General features: G+C 42.3%; 13 protein-coding genes. 10 read left to right on the top strand and 3 right to left on the bottom strand.

Annotated elements, in window-relative coordinates; translation table 11 throughout:
• Positions 1–127: 127 nt before the first annotated feature.
• From RT761_RS09400 to RT761_RS09390, 3 genes are all read left to right on the top strand, one after another.
• Entirely contained in the window at positions 128–484 is a 357-nt protein-coding gene (locus RT761_RS09400) for a hypothetical protein (protein ID WP_218111165.1), read from the top strand.
• Positions 485–511: 27 nt separating this feature from the next.
• A complete protein-coding gene (locus tag RT761_RS09395) occupies positions 512–2,461 on the top strand; it encodes an IS4 family transposase (protein WP_218111164.1) in 1,950 nt (649 codons plus the stop codon).
• 467 nt (positions 2,462–2,928) lie between these two features.
• Complete coding sequence (locus tag RT761_RS09390) at positions 2,929–3,180, top strand: hypothetical protein (protein ID WP_218111163.1); 252 nt, start codon at positions 2,929–2,931, stop codon at positions 3,178–3,180.
• A gap of 13 nt (positions 3,181–3,193) precedes the next feature.
• On the opposite strand, the gene RT761_RS09385 is transcribed toward RT761_RS09390, so the two are convergent.
• Positions 3,194–4,645 (bottom strand): right-handed parallel beta-helix repeat-containing protein, encoded by a 1,452-nt coding sequence (locus RT761_RS09385; RefSeq protein WP_218111162.1) that lies wholly within the window; start codon positions 4,643–4,645, stop codon positions 3,194–3,196.
• An 809-nt stretch (positions 4,646–5,454) separates the two neighbouring features.
• On the opposite strand from RT761_RS09385, the gene RT761_RS09380 reads away from it, so the two are divergent.
• From RT761_RS09380 to RT761_RS09355, 6 genes are all read left to right on the top strand, one after another.
• A complete protein-coding gene (locus tag RT761_RS09380) occupies positions 5,455–6,216 on the top strand; it encodes a DUF2087 domain-containing protein (RefSeq protein ID WP_218111161.1) in 762 nt (253 codons plus the stop codon).
• A gap of 15 nt (positions 6,217–6,231) precedes the next feature.
• Positions 6,232–6,573: a GIY-YIG nuclease family protein gene (locus RT761_RS09375; protein ID WP_218111160.1), complete on the top strand. Its 342-nt coding sequence runs from the start codon at positions 6,232–6,234 to the stop codon at positions 6,571–6,573.
• Positions 6,574–7,129: 556 nt separating this feature from the next.
• Complete coding sequence (locus RT761_RS09370) at positions 7,130–8,248, top strand: sugar ABC transporter substrate-binding protein (RefSeq protein ID WP_218111159.1); 1,119 nt, start codon at positions 7,130–7,132, stop codon at positions 8,246–8,248.
• A 176-nt stretch (positions 8,249–8,424) separates the two neighbouring features.
• Positions 8,425–9,192 (top strand): SDR family NAD(P)-dependent oxidoreductase, encoded by a 768-nt coding sequence (locus RT761_RS09365; RefSeq protein ID WP_218111158.1) that lies wholly within the window; start codon positions 8,425–8,427, stop codon positions 9,190–9,192.
• Entirely contained in the window at positions 9,186–10,712 is a 1,527-nt protein-coding gene (locus RT761_RS09360; protein ID WP_218111157.1) for a sugar ABC transporter ATP-binding protein, read from the top strand. Before RT761_RS09365 ends, RT761_RS09360 begins: the two co-directional genes overlap by 7 nt.
• Positions 10,702–11,745 carry an ABC transporter permease gene (locus RT761_RS09355; protein WP_218111156.1) on the top strand — a complete coding sequence of 348 codons (1,044 nt, stop codon included), beginning with the start codon at positions 10,702–10,704 and terminating at the stop codon, positions 11,743–11,745. Before RT761_RS09360 ends, RT761_RS09355 begins: the two co-directional genes overlap by 11 nt.
• Before the next feature lie 6 nt (positions 11,746–11,751).
• Here RT761_RS09355 and RT761_RS09350 read toward each other — a convergent pair whose 3' ends face one another.
• Complete coding sequence (locus tag RT761_RS09350) at positions 11,752–12,882, bottom strand: DUF362 domain-containing protein (RefSeq protein ID WP_218111155.1); 1,131 nt, start codon at positions 12,880–12,882, stop codon at positions 11,752–11,754.
• A gap of 292 nt (positions 12,883–13,174) precedes the next feature.
• Here RT761_RS09350 and msrB point away from each other — a divergent pair, with 292 nt between their 5' ends.
• Entirely contained in the window at positions 13,175–14,260 is a 1,086-nt protein-coding gene (gene msrB / locus RT761_RS09345) for a peptide-methionine (R)-S-oxide reductase MsrB (protein ID WP_218111154.1), read from the top strand.
• A 58-nt stretch (positions 14,261–14,318) separates the two neighbouring features.
• Here the strand turns inward: msrB and RT761_RS09340 are convergent, their stop codons facing one another.
• Positions 14,319–15,194: a hypothetical protein gene (locus tag RT761_RS09340; protein ID WP_218111153.1), complete on the bottom strand. Its 876-nt coding sequence runs from the start codon at positions 15,192–15,194 to the stop codon at positions 14,319–14,321.
• Positions 15,195–15,204: the final 10 nt, after the last annotated feature.

The following is a 15,204-nucleotide window of genomic DNA, read 5'->3' as shown; positions in this document are numbered from 1 at the left end:
TGTTGCATTACAGCACTAAATGAGGATGAAAATAATAATATGCCGATCAATTTCCCCCTTTAGAAACTCATCGTGTCCCATAACCTTACTCTGGACACAATGGGCAAAAGGTGCTATACTCCTCCGCATGAAAGTCTGCGGTCACGAGTTTACCGATACGATGATCCAAACTATACAAGAAAAAGTCAACCAGGAACCGATCATTTCTCGAAGGGCACTCTCTCGACTGGTCTGTGAATGGTTGGACTGGAAAAGCCCCAATGGAAAATGGAAAGAGATGAGCGCCCGGGTGGCACTCCTTCGCCTAGAAAAATGGGGGAAACTGACTCTCCCGGCTCCTCATCACCGCTCGATTCCTCAACGAAAATCAGGGCCTGATCCCTTCCTTGAACCCTTGCCGGGTATCACTGGTTCAATAGCTGACCTCGGGGAGACAAAGCTTGTGCTGGTGACCAGTCAGGATAAATCAGCCTCTCACCTCTGAAATACTCTTTTTGATCGCTACCATCCCTTGCGATCCGGTCCTTTATGCGGAGCCCAGCTTCGCTACCTCATTCACAGTCACCGCTATGGAGTGATTGGGGGTCTGGCCTTTAGCGCTGCCGCCTGGCGGGTGAAAGCCCGAGATACCTTTATCGGCTGGAATGATCACACTCGAGCCGCCAACTTATCACAGGTGGTCAATAACAGCCGGTTTCTCCTCCGTCCTGAGGTAAGGGTGAAGAATCTGGCGTCTTTTGTCCTCTCACTGGCGATCCGTCGGCTTCCTGCTGATTGGTACCATCGCTATCAGGTGAGGCCGCTGCTCCTTGAAACTTTTGTTGATACCCGCTTTTATCGAGGAACCGCTTATCGAGCCGCCAACTGGATCGACGCCGGCTTCACCAACGGCCGAGGTCGCCAAGACCGGTTCGCCCAGCATCCCGTTTCAGTCAAACGTCTTTTTCTCTATCCGCTCCACCGTCACTATCGGACCCTTTTACGGTATAATGAAAGAGATGTGTCTACTTTTCCTCCTTCCTCCCCAGTGGAATTTGCCGATTGGGTGGAAGAGGAATTCCAAGGAGTCAGCTGTGGCGATCTCCGACTCAAAAAACGCTTGCTCACCCTGGTCCGGGATTTCTATGCCTGTCCCACCGGGAATATCCCCCAAGTCTGTGGCAGCCGAGCCAAAACCAAGGCGTGCTACCGGTTTTTCGATCATCCAGCCATGAACCTGAAGACCATCCTTGCTCCCCACTTCCGCTCGACTCAACATCGAGTCGCTCAAGAACCCTTGGCTCTGGTCTGTCAAGACACCACCACCCTCAACTATCAAACCCATCTTGAGACCGAAGGGTTCGGACCAATCGGCACCAGCTCCCAAAAAGCCATTGGACTCCTCCTGCATGCTAGCTTAGCCGTGACTCCCAATGGGGTTCCTTTAGGATTAGTCGATATCCAATGTTATGCCCGTGATCCAGCAAGCCTCGGGAAAAAACACCGGCGCTCAGTGCTTCCCTTAGAAGAAAAAGAAAGCCAGCGTTGGTTAACAAGTTTTGATGCCACCGCTCGTCTGCAAAAAGAATGCCCTCAGACCACTCTGGTGAGTATCGCCGATCGGGAAGCTGATCTGTATGATCTCTTTGTGCGGGCGACGACCCATCCCCACGCTCCCAAACTGCTCATTCGAGCTTTTCAAAAACGAGCTCTGGCTGGAGAAGAAGGAACCTATCTCCAAAAACTGGCCACCACCCCAGGTGCTGGATGTCAACCCATCACCGTTCCCCGACGGAAAAACCGTCGAGCCCGTCACGCCGAACTCGTTGTTCGCTTTTGCGAGGTGACCCTTCAACCGCCTCGCAACCGTCCTCAAGAACCTCCCGTTACGCTGTGGGCGGTGAGCGCGGAAGAAGAGACTCCTCCTCCCGATGGGAGTGACCCCATCAGCTGGGTGCTCCTCACCACCATGCCGGTTCATCACTTTCAAGATGCCTGTGAACGAATACAGTGGTACTGTCATCGGTGGTTGATTGAAATCTACCACCGGACCTTGAAGAGTGGCTGCAAAATTGAAGAGCGCCAGCTTCGAACTGCCGATCGAATTGAAAATTGTCTGGCTATTGATCTCGTGGTTGCCTGGCGGATCTTCTTTTTAGCCAAGCAAGGACGAGAAACCCCCGATGTTCCCTGTACTGTTTTCTTTGAAGAAGCCGAGTGGAAAGCTTTAGTTGCCTATGTTACTCACAATCCTCTTCCACCAGCTCATCCTCCGACTCTTCAAGAAGCCATCAGGATGGTGGCTTCCTTGGGAGGGTTCTTGGGGCGCAAAGGGGATGGCCATCCTGGAACCAAAAGCATGTGGTTGGGACTCCAACGTTTAGACGATATCACCTCGACGTACAAGGTCCTCTTTCCTTACTGTCAATTTGATCCGCCTTGCAAACCTCCTTCGGTGTCCAGACAGGGGAGATATGGGTAACGATGAGCTTTAGAAAAGGGGGTTAGGGGGATTTGGTTTATTCCTGCTCCGTCATTACGAGGAGCGTCCTGTGCGACGTGGCAATCTCATTTATTTAGTCTGTCATTTTGAGGAGTTCGTTTTCTTTTACCGGACGGCGTGAGAATCCCATCTTTTCATTCCTATTTCTTTTTTTATTTTCTAAAAATTACTCTATAAAGATATAAAGACACCCTCCCCGCCGCGAAAGTGGCACCCCTCCAAAAGGGGAATTGTTGAATTCATTCCCCCATTGAGGGGGGATTTAAGGGGGGTGTGCCTTGTCTTTTTTGTTTATTCTTTTTTCACCAATATTGGTATTTTCAGGATAGAAAGCACAAAAGAAAATTAAAAAAATTGAAAAATAGATTTGATTCCTTTTGCAGTAAGAGCTTGGGGATCAAGAAAATATTATAAGATCATTTCTGGGGGGGCTTGCAGAGTAAAAAATGATTAAAAAGTTAGAACTCATAAAGAAACACGGGCCCCAACGAACTTTCCAGCCTTTTTATCACCGAAAAATCTCTTTTCCAGCAATTCGCGGGCTTAACCTCTTTTCTCTTTCTTTTAGTGAAAAGAGTTTTTCAACTCCAGCCCATTTCGAGCTTTCATCGATTTTAACCCTGACGGCTTTCCTATTCCTCGGAACCCATGTTGAGTATATAATACCATCTTTTATAAAAAATGTCAATATTTTATGAATAAATTTTTCTATTATGATGCTGGGTCTTCAAATTCATAAGCACCTAAATCATACCCCTTTCCTTGAGGTCGTAGCCTTCCATCAAGATCAACTGACGGAGCATCGGTCGAAACCCCAGCATCTCGGGCTGGACTATTTTCCTGGATATGGTATCCACCATTTTTACCACGAGAAGGAGCAACAAATAGTGGGTCTTCGGCAATGAAATTCTCAATTAATTGCGCGTCTTTTAACTCCTCGCCGGAATATTCTTTTTCTCCAAATTTTAAAACCGTTTTCCCATTTGGCCTATATATCAGGTTATTCGAAGCTTTTAGAGAAATATTTTTACCGATATTAACTGGTTGAGTACCACAAACAATAATATTATTTTTGAACAGGACTTCTCCAATCTCTGGTTTTTGGGATACTCCCACTTTCAAAGGGAATCCCTGGTTTTCTGGAGGGGTATCAATAGTTACATTCACGATTTTAAACTTGGCATCCTCTCCGGCAATTTCATCTATTACCATCCCTGAGCTTATTGAATTCTTGGGATTTTTCCCTCCTACTCCATAAATGAGGGTATTCATGACTATCCCGTCTTGACCACCCATAACAATCCCGTTTTCACTATTATTATCGACAACACATTCTATGATTCGATTCATTTTGGCTCTGGTATAAAGCCCATTTCCTAAATTCTGTTCAAATATTGAGTTGGTTATTTCAATTGGGCCAACCGATGAACCAATCCTTAAGCCATCAAAGGTATGTTCATCATTGGATTTTTTTGATGATGGATAATGGCCACTAAAAGAAAATTGACTGTCACGTATGGTTATCCGGTTCCATCCATCTCCCTGGAAGTTCTTGCCAACCATTGCTTCCTTCCCACAATACTCAATCTTGCTTTGGATTATTTCTATTCCGTAAGCATCAGCCATGAGAATGCCATTCCCATCGATGTGGTGGATAAAAAGCTCTTTAAAAATTAAATTCTGGACTACTCCGCCTACCACCCGTATGGCATTTTGAACAACTGATACCTCATCGTTGGTTAATTCAAGATTTTCGATTCGAAGGTTGCTCTTTCCTGAGAGGTCAATGATAGCCGGACAGTTATCTCTTCCCTTTAGGATGGGTCTATTTCCAGCTTCACCCTTGATGGTAATCCAGGAAGAGGTAGTTCCCGAAGCTGGTTTAATTTGATTTTCTTCCTGATTATCAATCTGGTATTCTCCACCTAAAATAATCAGAGTATCGCCTGGCTGCAGTTGTCTTGAGGCATACCCGGGGGTTTTCCAGGGGTTTTCTCTATTTCCCGAATTGTTGTTATCGCCCTCTGTGGAAACATAGTAGGTACTCCCCGACTGACCGCTTAACATTCCCGATAGCTCTCCGATATTTCCAATACATCCAGAGGTAGCAACAACCATCAGTAGTACAACCATAACCAAATAAAAACGATTACAAACCTTCATAGATTCATTCCCTCGAAAAGATCACAATTTTTGTTTCGTCCTCATTTCCGGTTCAATTCTATCAAACTCGCTCCAAAATGAAAACTTCCCTTTTAGAATAATCCCTCATGCTTTTTTTATTTTACTAGGTAATGTTAAATTCCAAACATCATCATGCCCATAGGTTTCTTTAATTTATTTTCATGCCACTTGTGTGGAATCAAATGATGGTAAAAATACCTATCAAAATCCGTCATTCAGGCTGTGTCATAATTATTCTATAAATTTTTTACCACCACTTAGGTTAATATTTTACAGGAATATTGGGAATAGATAACCAAAAACTGAAGATAAATGTACTGTATCCTCCACTTTTAAGCTATTCTTAGTGTATGAACGGGATTGTGCCACAGCCTGATTGCGAGGAGGTCAACCGTTTTTTGGTTGGACGACGTGGCAATCTCTCATCCACCCAATCCTTCATTCTGAGGAGTTCGGTGTCTATTGCCGGACGACGTGAGAATCTCCTCTGACACTACCATCTTCATCCTGAGGCTTCGTATTCAGAAGCCATGAGGATCTCATCCTTTATCCCTGTTTCTTTGTCCTTTTTTTAGGGATAACCAAGGAAAAATGAAAGTCACCCTCCCCGCCGTAAAGCTGCATCCCTCCAAAGAAGGGAATTGTTGAATTCATTCTTTCTCGTTTTTTTTAATCACTTTTCAATTCATTTAACCGTCTTTTATTCTATTAACTAATCTTGACACTTAAATAAACAATAATATATTATATCTATTATATTTCAATTTATTTAAGGATGTGTTTATTCAATGAGCAATTCAGAATTATTTTGGAATGCCTCCACAATCGATTTAAAACGAGGATATTTGGACCAAGATAAATATTTCACTTGTCTCCTTTGTGGCAAGGAAATTGAAAAAGGAATTATATATTCTGATTCTGGAATGCTGTATGAAGCCGAAAAATTTATAGAAATCCATATTCTTAAAGCTCATCATTCCGTTTTTGAGTATTTAATCAATTTAGATAAAAGATTAACTGGTTTGACTGATCACCAAAGAAAATTGCTTAATCTTTTTTATCAAGGAAAAAACAATAGCGAAATACAAAAGGAAATGAACATTGGAAGTGTCTCGACCATTCGGAATCATCGCTTTCAATTTAAAGAAAGAGAACGTCAATCCAAATTATTTTTGGTTCTTATGGAAATTTTAAAAGAAAAGGATCAATTCGCACCGGTTTTTGTACCTCTCCATAAAAATGCTAAAATTGTTGATCAACGATACAATATTACTGAAGAAGAAAAAGAAAAAATTATAAAGAATTTTTTTTCTAAAGGGACCATTGCTCATTTGAAAGCCTTTCCGGCCAAAGAAAAATACAAATTGGTCATTTTAAGAGAATTTGCTTTTGATTTTGAAAAAAATCGGAAATATGATGAAAAAGAAGTCAATCAAATCATTAAGAAACGATATCCCGATTTCGTAACCATTCGGAGATACCTTATCGAATATGGTTTTATGGAAAGAAAACCCGATGGAAGTCAGTACTGGTTGAAAGAAGGATTATAAAGAAGAGGGATGCTTATGGATTACAAAAAGGAAATAAAAAGACAATTTAAAGAAAGTAAATCAGTTGCCGGTGTGTACCAAATTAAAAATACCCAAAACCAAAAAGTATTTTTAGGAAGTACACTTAATCTTAAAACTTTAAATGGTAAAACCTTCCAGTTAGAAATGGGGAGTTACCCCAATAAAGCTCTTCAGAAAGAATGGACTGAGTTTGGTAAAGAGGCTTTCGTAGTTGAAGTGTTGGAGGAATTAAAACAGAAAGAAGACGATTACACCGCTCCAGCCGATGCTTTGAAAAAACTTGAAGAAAAATGGCTGGATAAACTTCAGCCTTACGGAGACCGTGGGTATAACTAAAAAGTGCATTGAGTGAGGAGGGAGTAAATGCTCTCGCCCCCTCGCTCCCTCTCCCCCCTCTCCCCCCTTGGCGTTTTTCGCCAATACTCTCCCCTCCCTCCCTCGATACTTAACTCCTCTCGACAGCTATTTCATTTTCATTGACATTGTCGAGGGTGATGATATAATTTAAGTGGTTATAATGACTTTACCACTTCAACATTATTTTGGGCTTTTTTTCCTGATGGCTTTATGTAAACAAAATTTTTGAGAATATTGGAGGGGTTTACGGATAGCAATTGAATCAACCCGATCAAGATTGAATCGACTCTCTGCTCAACCATTCTAACATTTCTAGGTCAAACGACTTAACAACGCAATTTCAGTCTTCAGATTTATTCCTTTTAACAACATAACATTACTCCCCCCACTGAGGTTATATCTACGGTCTTTTCCACTCGCTCTTAATTGTTTATAAAATTCATTCTTTTTGAAAGGAGGAGAAAAACAGAAAATAAACCAACGGGTTCGAATTTTGGTTACTTTTTTATTTTATTTGTAAACAAAGGAGGGTAATATGTTTAAAAAAATTTTCGTCAGTTTGCTTATTATTCTCGTTTTAAGTGTTGGAGCTTTAGCCGCCGATATACCGAAAATCACCATCGGTTGGACACCGCCTGATATTACCGGTGTTTTTAAAACTGCTACCGATTTCTTTGAAGCATCAGCTCGACAGGCAACCGAAAATGACATACCAGTAGAAATCATTACCCGTTCTCCCGCTTCACATATCGAATTCGCCAGCCAAATAGCCATTATTGAAGACTTTATTCAAAGAAAGGTTGATGTAATCGCTATCTCCCCTATCGAAGTCGAAGTTGTTAAACCAGCTCTCATAAAAGCCATAGAAGCTGGAATACCGGTGGTTGTGGTGAATCTTCTCGAACCAATTGAAGGAGTCGATGTTGACTGTTATATCGGTTTTGATAATACCGTTGCTGGAACTGTATCCGCTTACGCAGTCATTGATCATTTTGGTGGACCGGGTATTTTAGGCGAAGGGGAAAAAGTCGATGCTGCCGAATCAACTTATTTAGATTTAGAGTTCTGGCAAAATCTCTATACACCCGAAGTCATAGCCGGCTTACAAGATCTTTCCTTGAATGGTGCGATTGTTGAAGGAATTGCCGGGGGATTTTTCTCCGTAGCTCGTTTAAGAGGCTTCCATTCAGTTATTGACCAATTCCCCAATATAAAAATTGTCACCACCCTTCCCGCCGACTGGAACCGTGAAAAAGGAATTAAAGTCACCGAAGATATGCTCTCGGCTAATCCCCAGGGGACGCTCGATTTTATCTGGGCAGCATCAAATGAAATGGGTTTAGGAGCGATGCTTACTTGTGAAAGAATGAATCGTCCGGAAGTGAAAATATTTACTAATGATGGAACCCCGGAATCTGTGGAAAGAATACGTGAAGGGCGGCTCATTGCAGAAACCTGGCATGGATTTCCAGAATGGGGTTGGTACGGAACCAAATACGCTGTGATGTTAGCGCTTGGTTTAAAGGATATGGTTCCTCAATTCTTTGATATCCGACCCAGAATTGAATGGCAGGGGAATGCCGATAAATTCTATCCCAATCCCGAATTAGAGCCTATCGATTGGAATGCTATCAAAGAAGCCTATCAAAAATAATAGTATCTTTTAAGATCTGCTCCCCTTCATTCTTGAGACAATCATGGCTCTTTTGAGTACCAATCCATAATACCGCTCAATAAAAGCCATGATTGTCTTTTTGTTTCAAAGATCAAAGAAAAAATACCATTGCACTCTCCTCTTCATGTCGGGGAGGAACTGAAAGGAGAAAAAGAATGGATTTCGGCTTTCGAGAGAAAATTATAATTATTACCGGAGCTGCTGCTGGAATCGGCTCGGCTACTGCCGAACTGTTTGCCCATGAAGGAGCCAAGGTCATGATTGCCGACCTGGACAGTAATCGGGGGAAAGAAATCGAGAAAAAAATCCAGAACCACTCAGGGTATGCTGAATTCCACCCAGTCAATATAACTCGAGAAGAAGAAGTTCAAAAAATGGTTCATTCCATCATCACACTGCACCATCAAATTGACGTCTTGGTCAACAATGCCGGATTATATGCCCACGGTGATGCTTTATCCTTCAATGAAGAAATTTGGGAGAAAATCGTCTCGGTCAATATTAAAGGAGTTTTATGGTGTATTAAACATGTGGGACTCCAAATGATCAAGCAAAATCGAGGAGTGATCGTCAATGTTGCCTCCGAAGCTGGATTGGTTGGAATTGCTAATCAGATTGTTTACAACCTCACCAAAGCTGCAGTTATCTCGATCACTCAAAGCTGTGCCATTGATTTAATCCCTTACGGCATTCGAACCAATTGTATTTGTCCGGGAACAACCCTCACCCCGTTGGTGGAAGAATCCCTGGTACAATCGAGTGATCCTCTTTCCGTACGTCAAAAATTAGAAAACAGCCGACCGATCCAACGGTTGGGAAAACCAGAGGAAATCGCTACTGCCATTCTTGCCCTCAGTTCCGAGGTAATTGGTTATGCTCATGGAACCATCATGAATGTTGATGGAGGGTACACCATATGGTGAACCCTGAATCCACCCCAACCTTGGTTATTAAAAATGTCAGTAAAAAATTCCCTGGTGTCGAAGCCTTGAAAAATGTTACTTTAGATATCTACTCTGGAGAGGTCCATGCCGTTTTAGGAGAAAATGGTGCCGGGAAAAGTACTCTTATGAAAATATTAGGAGGTATCATTCCCCGGGATTCTGGTGAAATTTTACTGGAAAACAAAAGTCTCCATTTAGAAAACCCTCGTCTTGCTCTTCAAGCTGGGATTGCCCTGGTTCATCAGGATTTATCTCTCCTTCCCTATCTTTCGGTTGCTGAAAATATCTTTTTAGGCCGATGGCCCAAGAAAGGGATCAGTGTTGATTGGGAAAAAATGAACGAATCTACCAACCAACTTCTCAATCGATTTCAGGTGAAAGTTGATCCTCGAGCTCTCGTCGGCACTCTTTCAGTCGCCGAACAACAGTTGATTGAAATTTTAAAAGCCATCAGCCACTCCCACGTTAAAATTCTCCTTCTCGACGAGCCGACTTCAGCTCTGAGCGGAGAAGAAATCAACCGGCTTTTTCAAATTTTAAAGGAAATCAAAAACGAGGGGAAATCGATTATTTTTATTTCTCATAAAATTAATGAAGCAGTGAAAATCTCTAATCGAATTACGGTTTTAAAAGACGGTGAAAAGGTAATCACCGACACCAAACCAAATCTCGACGAACAAACCATCATTTATCATATGACCGGTAAATATATAAATTTAAAAAATTTCCACCATACTCCTCCTACCAAAGAAAAAACCATTGCCTTATCTCTTGAAGAAATAGGAACCAAATTCTACAAGAAAAAAATCAGTTTAAATATTTATCAGGGTGAAATTCTGGTCGTTTTTGGTTTGATGGGTTCGGGAAAAACTACTTTAGCGAGAGGACTTTTTGGTTTCGAAACCCTGGAAGGGACCATTCGCTTATTTGGGAATCCGGTTACCATCAATCATCCCAAAATCGCCATCCAGCTTGGAATCGGCTATATTCCCGAAGACCGCCGTTTTGGCTTAATTTACGAATTACCTGTTTATGCCAACATTACTCTGGCGATACTCAAAAAAATGATTCGAAACGGAGTCCTCCAGATCAAAAAAGAACATGAGGTTGCCAAGCATTACGTCCAAGCTTTGCGAATTAAGCCCCCGAATATTTTTCGCGAAATTTTATACCTGAGTGGTGGGAACCAACAGAAAGTACTCCTTGCACGCTGGTTGGCACGAGAACCTAAAATCCTGATCATGGATGAGCCAACTCGCGGGATCGATGTTGGAGCCAAATTTGAAATCCGCAACTTTGTCAAAGGGATGGTTCAGAAAGGTTTAACCGTCATTTATATCACATCGGATCCTTTGGAAGCCATTGAAATGGGGGACAGGATTGTGGTACTTCGAAACGGACAAATAGTGACCACCTTTAATAATCCTCTGGGATTAGATAAATCAGAAATTTTAGCAGCCGCCAGTGGAGTTCATTATGGGAGGGAAAATGATGGATAAGAATCATTCAACCAAGAATGAACAAAAAGAAAGAGTTTTATTACCATCTTACCAACCTGGGAATCTGGTACATCTGGTTCTCCTAAAGGGTGGTTCTTTAATCGGCTTGATTGGCTTAAGTGCTTTTTTTGCCTTATCTTCTCAACATTTTCTTACTATCAGTAATGTTCTTAATATTTTTCGTCAGGTTTCCGTCGTTTTAATAGCCGCCTGTGCTCAAACCATGGTGATCATTTCTGCCGGTATTGACCTTTCGGTTGGGCCTTTGATCGCCCTGGGAGGAAGTGTTGGAGCCGTGGCCATGAGTTACTGGGGATGGGATTTTCTTTCCGGTGCTTTTTTAGGCGTTATCATTGCCATGCTGGCGGGTTTTACCAATGGAATTCTTATTGCCAAAGGAAAAATCCCCGATTTCATCGGTACCTTAGGCATGCTTGGTGCTTTCCGAGGTGTGGCTCTATTGATTACCGATGGGCTGCCAGTTCCCTCTCACTTCACTGCAACCGCTTTAAAAGGATATCTTCCTCCTGCTCTGGTTTGGTTAGGAGCGGGCGACATCTTCCAAATCCCGGCACCGATGATCGTTGCTCTCATTATGATAGGAATCACCTGGTTTATATTGATGCGGACCAGTTTCGGCCGGTCCATCTATGCGATTGGCGGTAACAAGGAGGCAGCCCGTGCTTCAGGCATTAACGTCGAATGGACCAAAATTTGGGTGTACGGTCTATCCGGACTCTACTGTGGAATTGGCGGATTGGTTCTCACTGGACGGATGAACTCCGCGAATGCTTTGATGGCTGAAGGTATCGAGCTTCAGACCATTGCCGCGGTTGTCATTGGAGGAACCAATCTGTTTGGCGGCCAGGGAACTATATTTGGAACTTTTATCGGCGCCATTCTGATGGGAGTGCTAGCAAACGGCTTGAACCTTCTCAATGTTGAACCCTTCTGGCAACGGGTCATCAACGGAATCATCATTGTCTCAGTGGTGATCTTTGACCAATGGAGAAGACGAAAACTCATTTCATAAAAAATATTAACTCTCTTCTTTTTTTATCAATCCTCTTTGTTTTAAAAGTAAATTTAAATTAAAAGGATAAGGAGGACAACCTGGTATCGAAAGCGGATTATCAGTCTTTTTTGTACAGCAATTTCCAAAAGAGAGACGAAGATGATGGTTGGAAGGAAATTCAACAATATTTGAACCAAGAAAGACATCAATCGGAACTGTCGGGATTCCTTCTAAAAAGGAGCAGGAAAGCAGCAAGGCATTCATGCAGGCGCTACAAGCATTGGTTTGGTAGAGATTAAAAGAGGGCGGAATGATTGCTTCCATAGCCACTTTTTTAAAAGGATGCCGGGCATTCTCTATGCTTTCTCCCACTACTTTGACTTCTTGAATCCTCTGCTCATCAATGTTCTTGTCTTCCAGGTAGTATCGAAGGTGCTTTACCTCGGAAAGTTGGTACCCCATTATATTCATCCCCACCCAATCGACTTCCCAGTTATTTTCGCCAACCATGATTAAGTTGAGCGAAACCATATCACCACCCCGAGGGCCCATTCTTTCCATAGCTTGAATGGCATCAACAATGGTGAGTTGGGTGGTTATGGCTTTGTTGAGATCAACAATTGCCTGATCCAGACCAATTTCGTGAAAATGCTTTTTCTCTTCGGGAGGGAGAAATCCTTTGAGATTCTTTAAACCCAGGGTAATGCCAGTCGCATAATGGACCTTCATCACTGGTAAATTAATGATGACATCGGCTTCAAAATACTCTTTCGCAATTGGAATGTTTTTGAGAATAAGCGGATGCGGAACTGGAACCGATACCGTTTCCGATTGGTTAAAATTGATCAAAGGAAGGTGGTATTTTTTAACTAAATCTTGAAAGCCGGTTTTTTGAAAACAAACCTTGGTCGTTTGGGCATCACCAAAGGTCGATTCACCAATGGCTATCGACCGAACCTGATAATCAAGCAGAAGTTGAATCAATGCTTCTACCATTATCCGGTTAGTTGTCCCTTCCCACCCATTGAGATTGGGTTTTAAAAGAATTCGATCTCCGTGCTGGATAAATTTTGAAATTCCTCCAATCAGCTGGATAGAGTGGTATAAGCTTTCTTTAATATTCTCCTTGACCCGAACGATACTGACTTGTCCCATGTCGTCTCCTTCTCTTTTTCTTGGATGAAAAATATATCAATTGTACCAAATAAACTTTAAATAATGATAAGTTAGAACTGAATAATTTTAAAAAACCGTCATCCTGACCTTCTCCCATCAAGGAAGAAGGAACCAAAAAGTCGCCCCCTCTCCCCATCGCCCTCTCGTATTTCATTGCCCCCCTCCCCCTCAGCGCTTTCCGCTAATACTCTCCCTTGAGGAATAAAAAAGCCAAAAAATTCATTACATAATATTAAAAGAAATTTCGCAGATAATGAATGAGGTGATCAATATGAAAGGGCTCCTGTTTGCATTACTGATCATTTTGCCCTTTATTTTTGGAAGTTATGCATTAGCACAAGAGTCAAATCAGAATCCTTCGAAACTGGAAAAAGCTACCCTGGCAGGTGGCTGTTTCTGGTGTTTGGAAAGCGCCATGGAAAAACTGGAGGGTGTCATCGAAGCCGTATCAGGTTACACCGGAGGCCATACCGAAAATCCCACTTACGAGCAAGTCTGTTCGGGAACCACTGGTCATTATGAAGCGGTCGAGGTCACTTATGATCCAGATAAAATAACCTATAGGGAGATCCTGGACGCCTTCTGGAAAAGCATCAATCCGACTGACCCCTTTGGTCAATTTGTTGATCAAGGCTCACAATACCGAACTGCCATTTTCTACCACAACCAAGAACAAAAAACCATCGCCGAGCAGTCAAAAGAAGATCTGGAAAAGTCGGGAAAATTCAATGATCCCATTGTAACCGAGATTCTCCCAGTTTCGGTTTTCTATCCGGCCGAAGAATATCACCAAAATTACTATAAAAAATCTAGCAATCGCTATGAAGTCTATCGTTCTTTTTCCGGGCGGGATCAATTTCAAGAAAAATACTGGAAGGATGATGAAAGCGTGATTGAAAATCAAGATAAATTTGTTAACTATCAGAAACCATCACCTGAAGAGCTTCAAAAAAAGCTCACTCCTCTCCAATATGAAGTCACTCAGGAAAATGCCACCGAAATGCCGTTCAACAATGATTATTGGGACAACAAAAAAGAAGGCATCTATGTGGATATTGTTTCCGGCGAACCACTCTTCAACTCTCTTGATAAGTTTGAATCCGGAACCGGCTGGCCTAGCTTCACTCAGCCTCTGATTCCAGAGAATATTGCAGAAAACACCGACAGTAGCCACTTTATGATGCGAACCGAAGTCCGCAGCAAATATGCTGATTCACACCTCGGCCACGTTTTTGATGACGGACCTCCACCGACCGGACGTCGCTACTGTATTAATTCAGCAGCATTGCGTTTTATACCAAAAGAGGATTTAGAAAAAGAAGGGTATGGAGAATTCACCAAACTTTTTGAGGAGTAATAATCACCTTACCCTGTGGGATTATTATCCCACAGGGTAATTGTAAGCTTTTTGTGATTCACTTTCTTCCCCGCTGGGTAGTAAAATTTTGTTCAGATCTCCCTGTCATTTCAACAGAAATGACGTAAGCGAGAAGGACCGAATCTTTCTTTGCTGCAATATGATGTTTGTCGGGAGTTGGCCATTCGATGGACACCACGAAGCTTTGACCTTGTGAAACCAATTGTCTCAAGAGCGAAGACTCAATTGCGCCTGATGCCGGATAGCCGATCCCTACGGTATTACCCGAGTATTTCGGCCGAAAGGTATTGGTCAGTTGGAGAGCAGAACTCCCCAATTCATTGCCATTTAGATCAAAAATTTTCACTTTGGGATTGGAGGTATACCCGCTTCCTCCATTCACCCCATTGGTCACTAAGAAAGAAAAATTCAGGGCAGCAGTTTTAACGTTAACCGATCCTGGCTTAAGTTTGAAAGTCCAAGAAGCTCGGTCACCCGTCTGAGTGAGCCAGGTCCACCCATAGACAGGACCATTTCCTATGGCATCAAACAAGAACGGTTGAACCGTGACGAAATCTCCTTCCTGGAAATAATCAGATTCCCTGGCCACACCCTCACCTTCTTGTTTTTTATCTGCCCCACCATTTTCTTCATCAGTAACCATTGGCGTTAAAACCAGCTCTATCGGTTTGTTATTTCCTGGGTTAATCATTGGAACGTGGCTGTTGTCTTGAACGAATCTTGCATTATTATCAGTGATTCCAACCGTTTGGTTAGTTATCAAGTTTTGAATAGAATTTTCTTTTGTATGGTTTCCATAAAATTGGTTTAATTCATAGGTATAAGCAGGGCAAAGAATAAAAATTAGAATGAATAGACCAAGATTTATTTCTAAATATAAAATTAGTCTTCTTAAAAATATTCTACTTTTCACTTTTCCCCAA

Origin of the sequence: Atribacter laminatus (assembly GCF_015775515.1) — a bacterium.
In the GTDB taxonomy this organism is placed as follows: Bacteria; Atribacterota; Atribacteria; order Atribacterales; family Atribacteraceae; genus Atribacter; species Atribacter laminatus.
This window is presented reverse-complemented; position numbering and strand designations above follow the sequence as displayed.

Coding starts and splice junctions, on each gene's coding strand:
- RT761_RS09400 (WP_218111165.1), top strand. CDS start 128: ATGAAAGTCTGCGGTCACGAGTTTACCGATACGATGATCCAAACTATA.
- RT761_RS09390 (WP_218111163.1), top strand. CDS start 2,929: ATGATTAAAAAGTTAGAACTCATAAAGAAACACGGGCCCCAACGAACT.
- RT761_RS09385 (WP_218111162.1), bottom strand. CDS start 4,645: ATGAAGGTTTGTAATCGTTTTTATTTGGTTATGGTTGTACTACTGATG.
- RT761_RS09380 (WP_218111161.1), top strand. CDS start 5,455: ATGAGCAATTCAGAATTATTTTGGAATGCCTCCACAATCGATTTAAAA.
- RT761_RS09375 (WP_218111160.1), top strand. CDS start 6,232: ATGGATTACAAAAAGGAAATAAAAAGACAATTTAAAGAAAGTAAATCA.
- RT761_RS09370 (WP_218111159.1), top strand. CDS start 7,130: ATGTTTAAAAAAATTTTCGTCAGTTTGCTTATTATTCTCGTTTTAAGT.
- RT761_RS09365 (WP_218111158.1), top strand. CDS start 8,425: ATGGATTTCGGCTTTCGAGAGAAAATTATAATTATTACCGGAGCTGCT.
- RT761_RS09360 (WP_218111157.1), top strand. CDS start 9,186: ATGGTGAACCCTGAATCCACCCCAACCTTGGTTATTAAAAATGTCAGT.
- RT761_RS09355 (WP_218111156.1), top strand. CDS start 10,702: ATGATGGATAAGAATCATTCAACCAAGAATGAACAAAAAGAAAGAGTT.
- RT761_RS09350 (WP_218111155.1), bottom strand. CDS start 12,882: ATGGGACAAGTCAGTATCGTTCGGGTCAAGGAGAATATTAAAGAAAGC.
- msrB (WP_218111154.1), top strand. CDS start 13,175: ATGAAAGGGCTCCTGTTTGCATTACTGATCATTTTGCCCTTTATTTTT.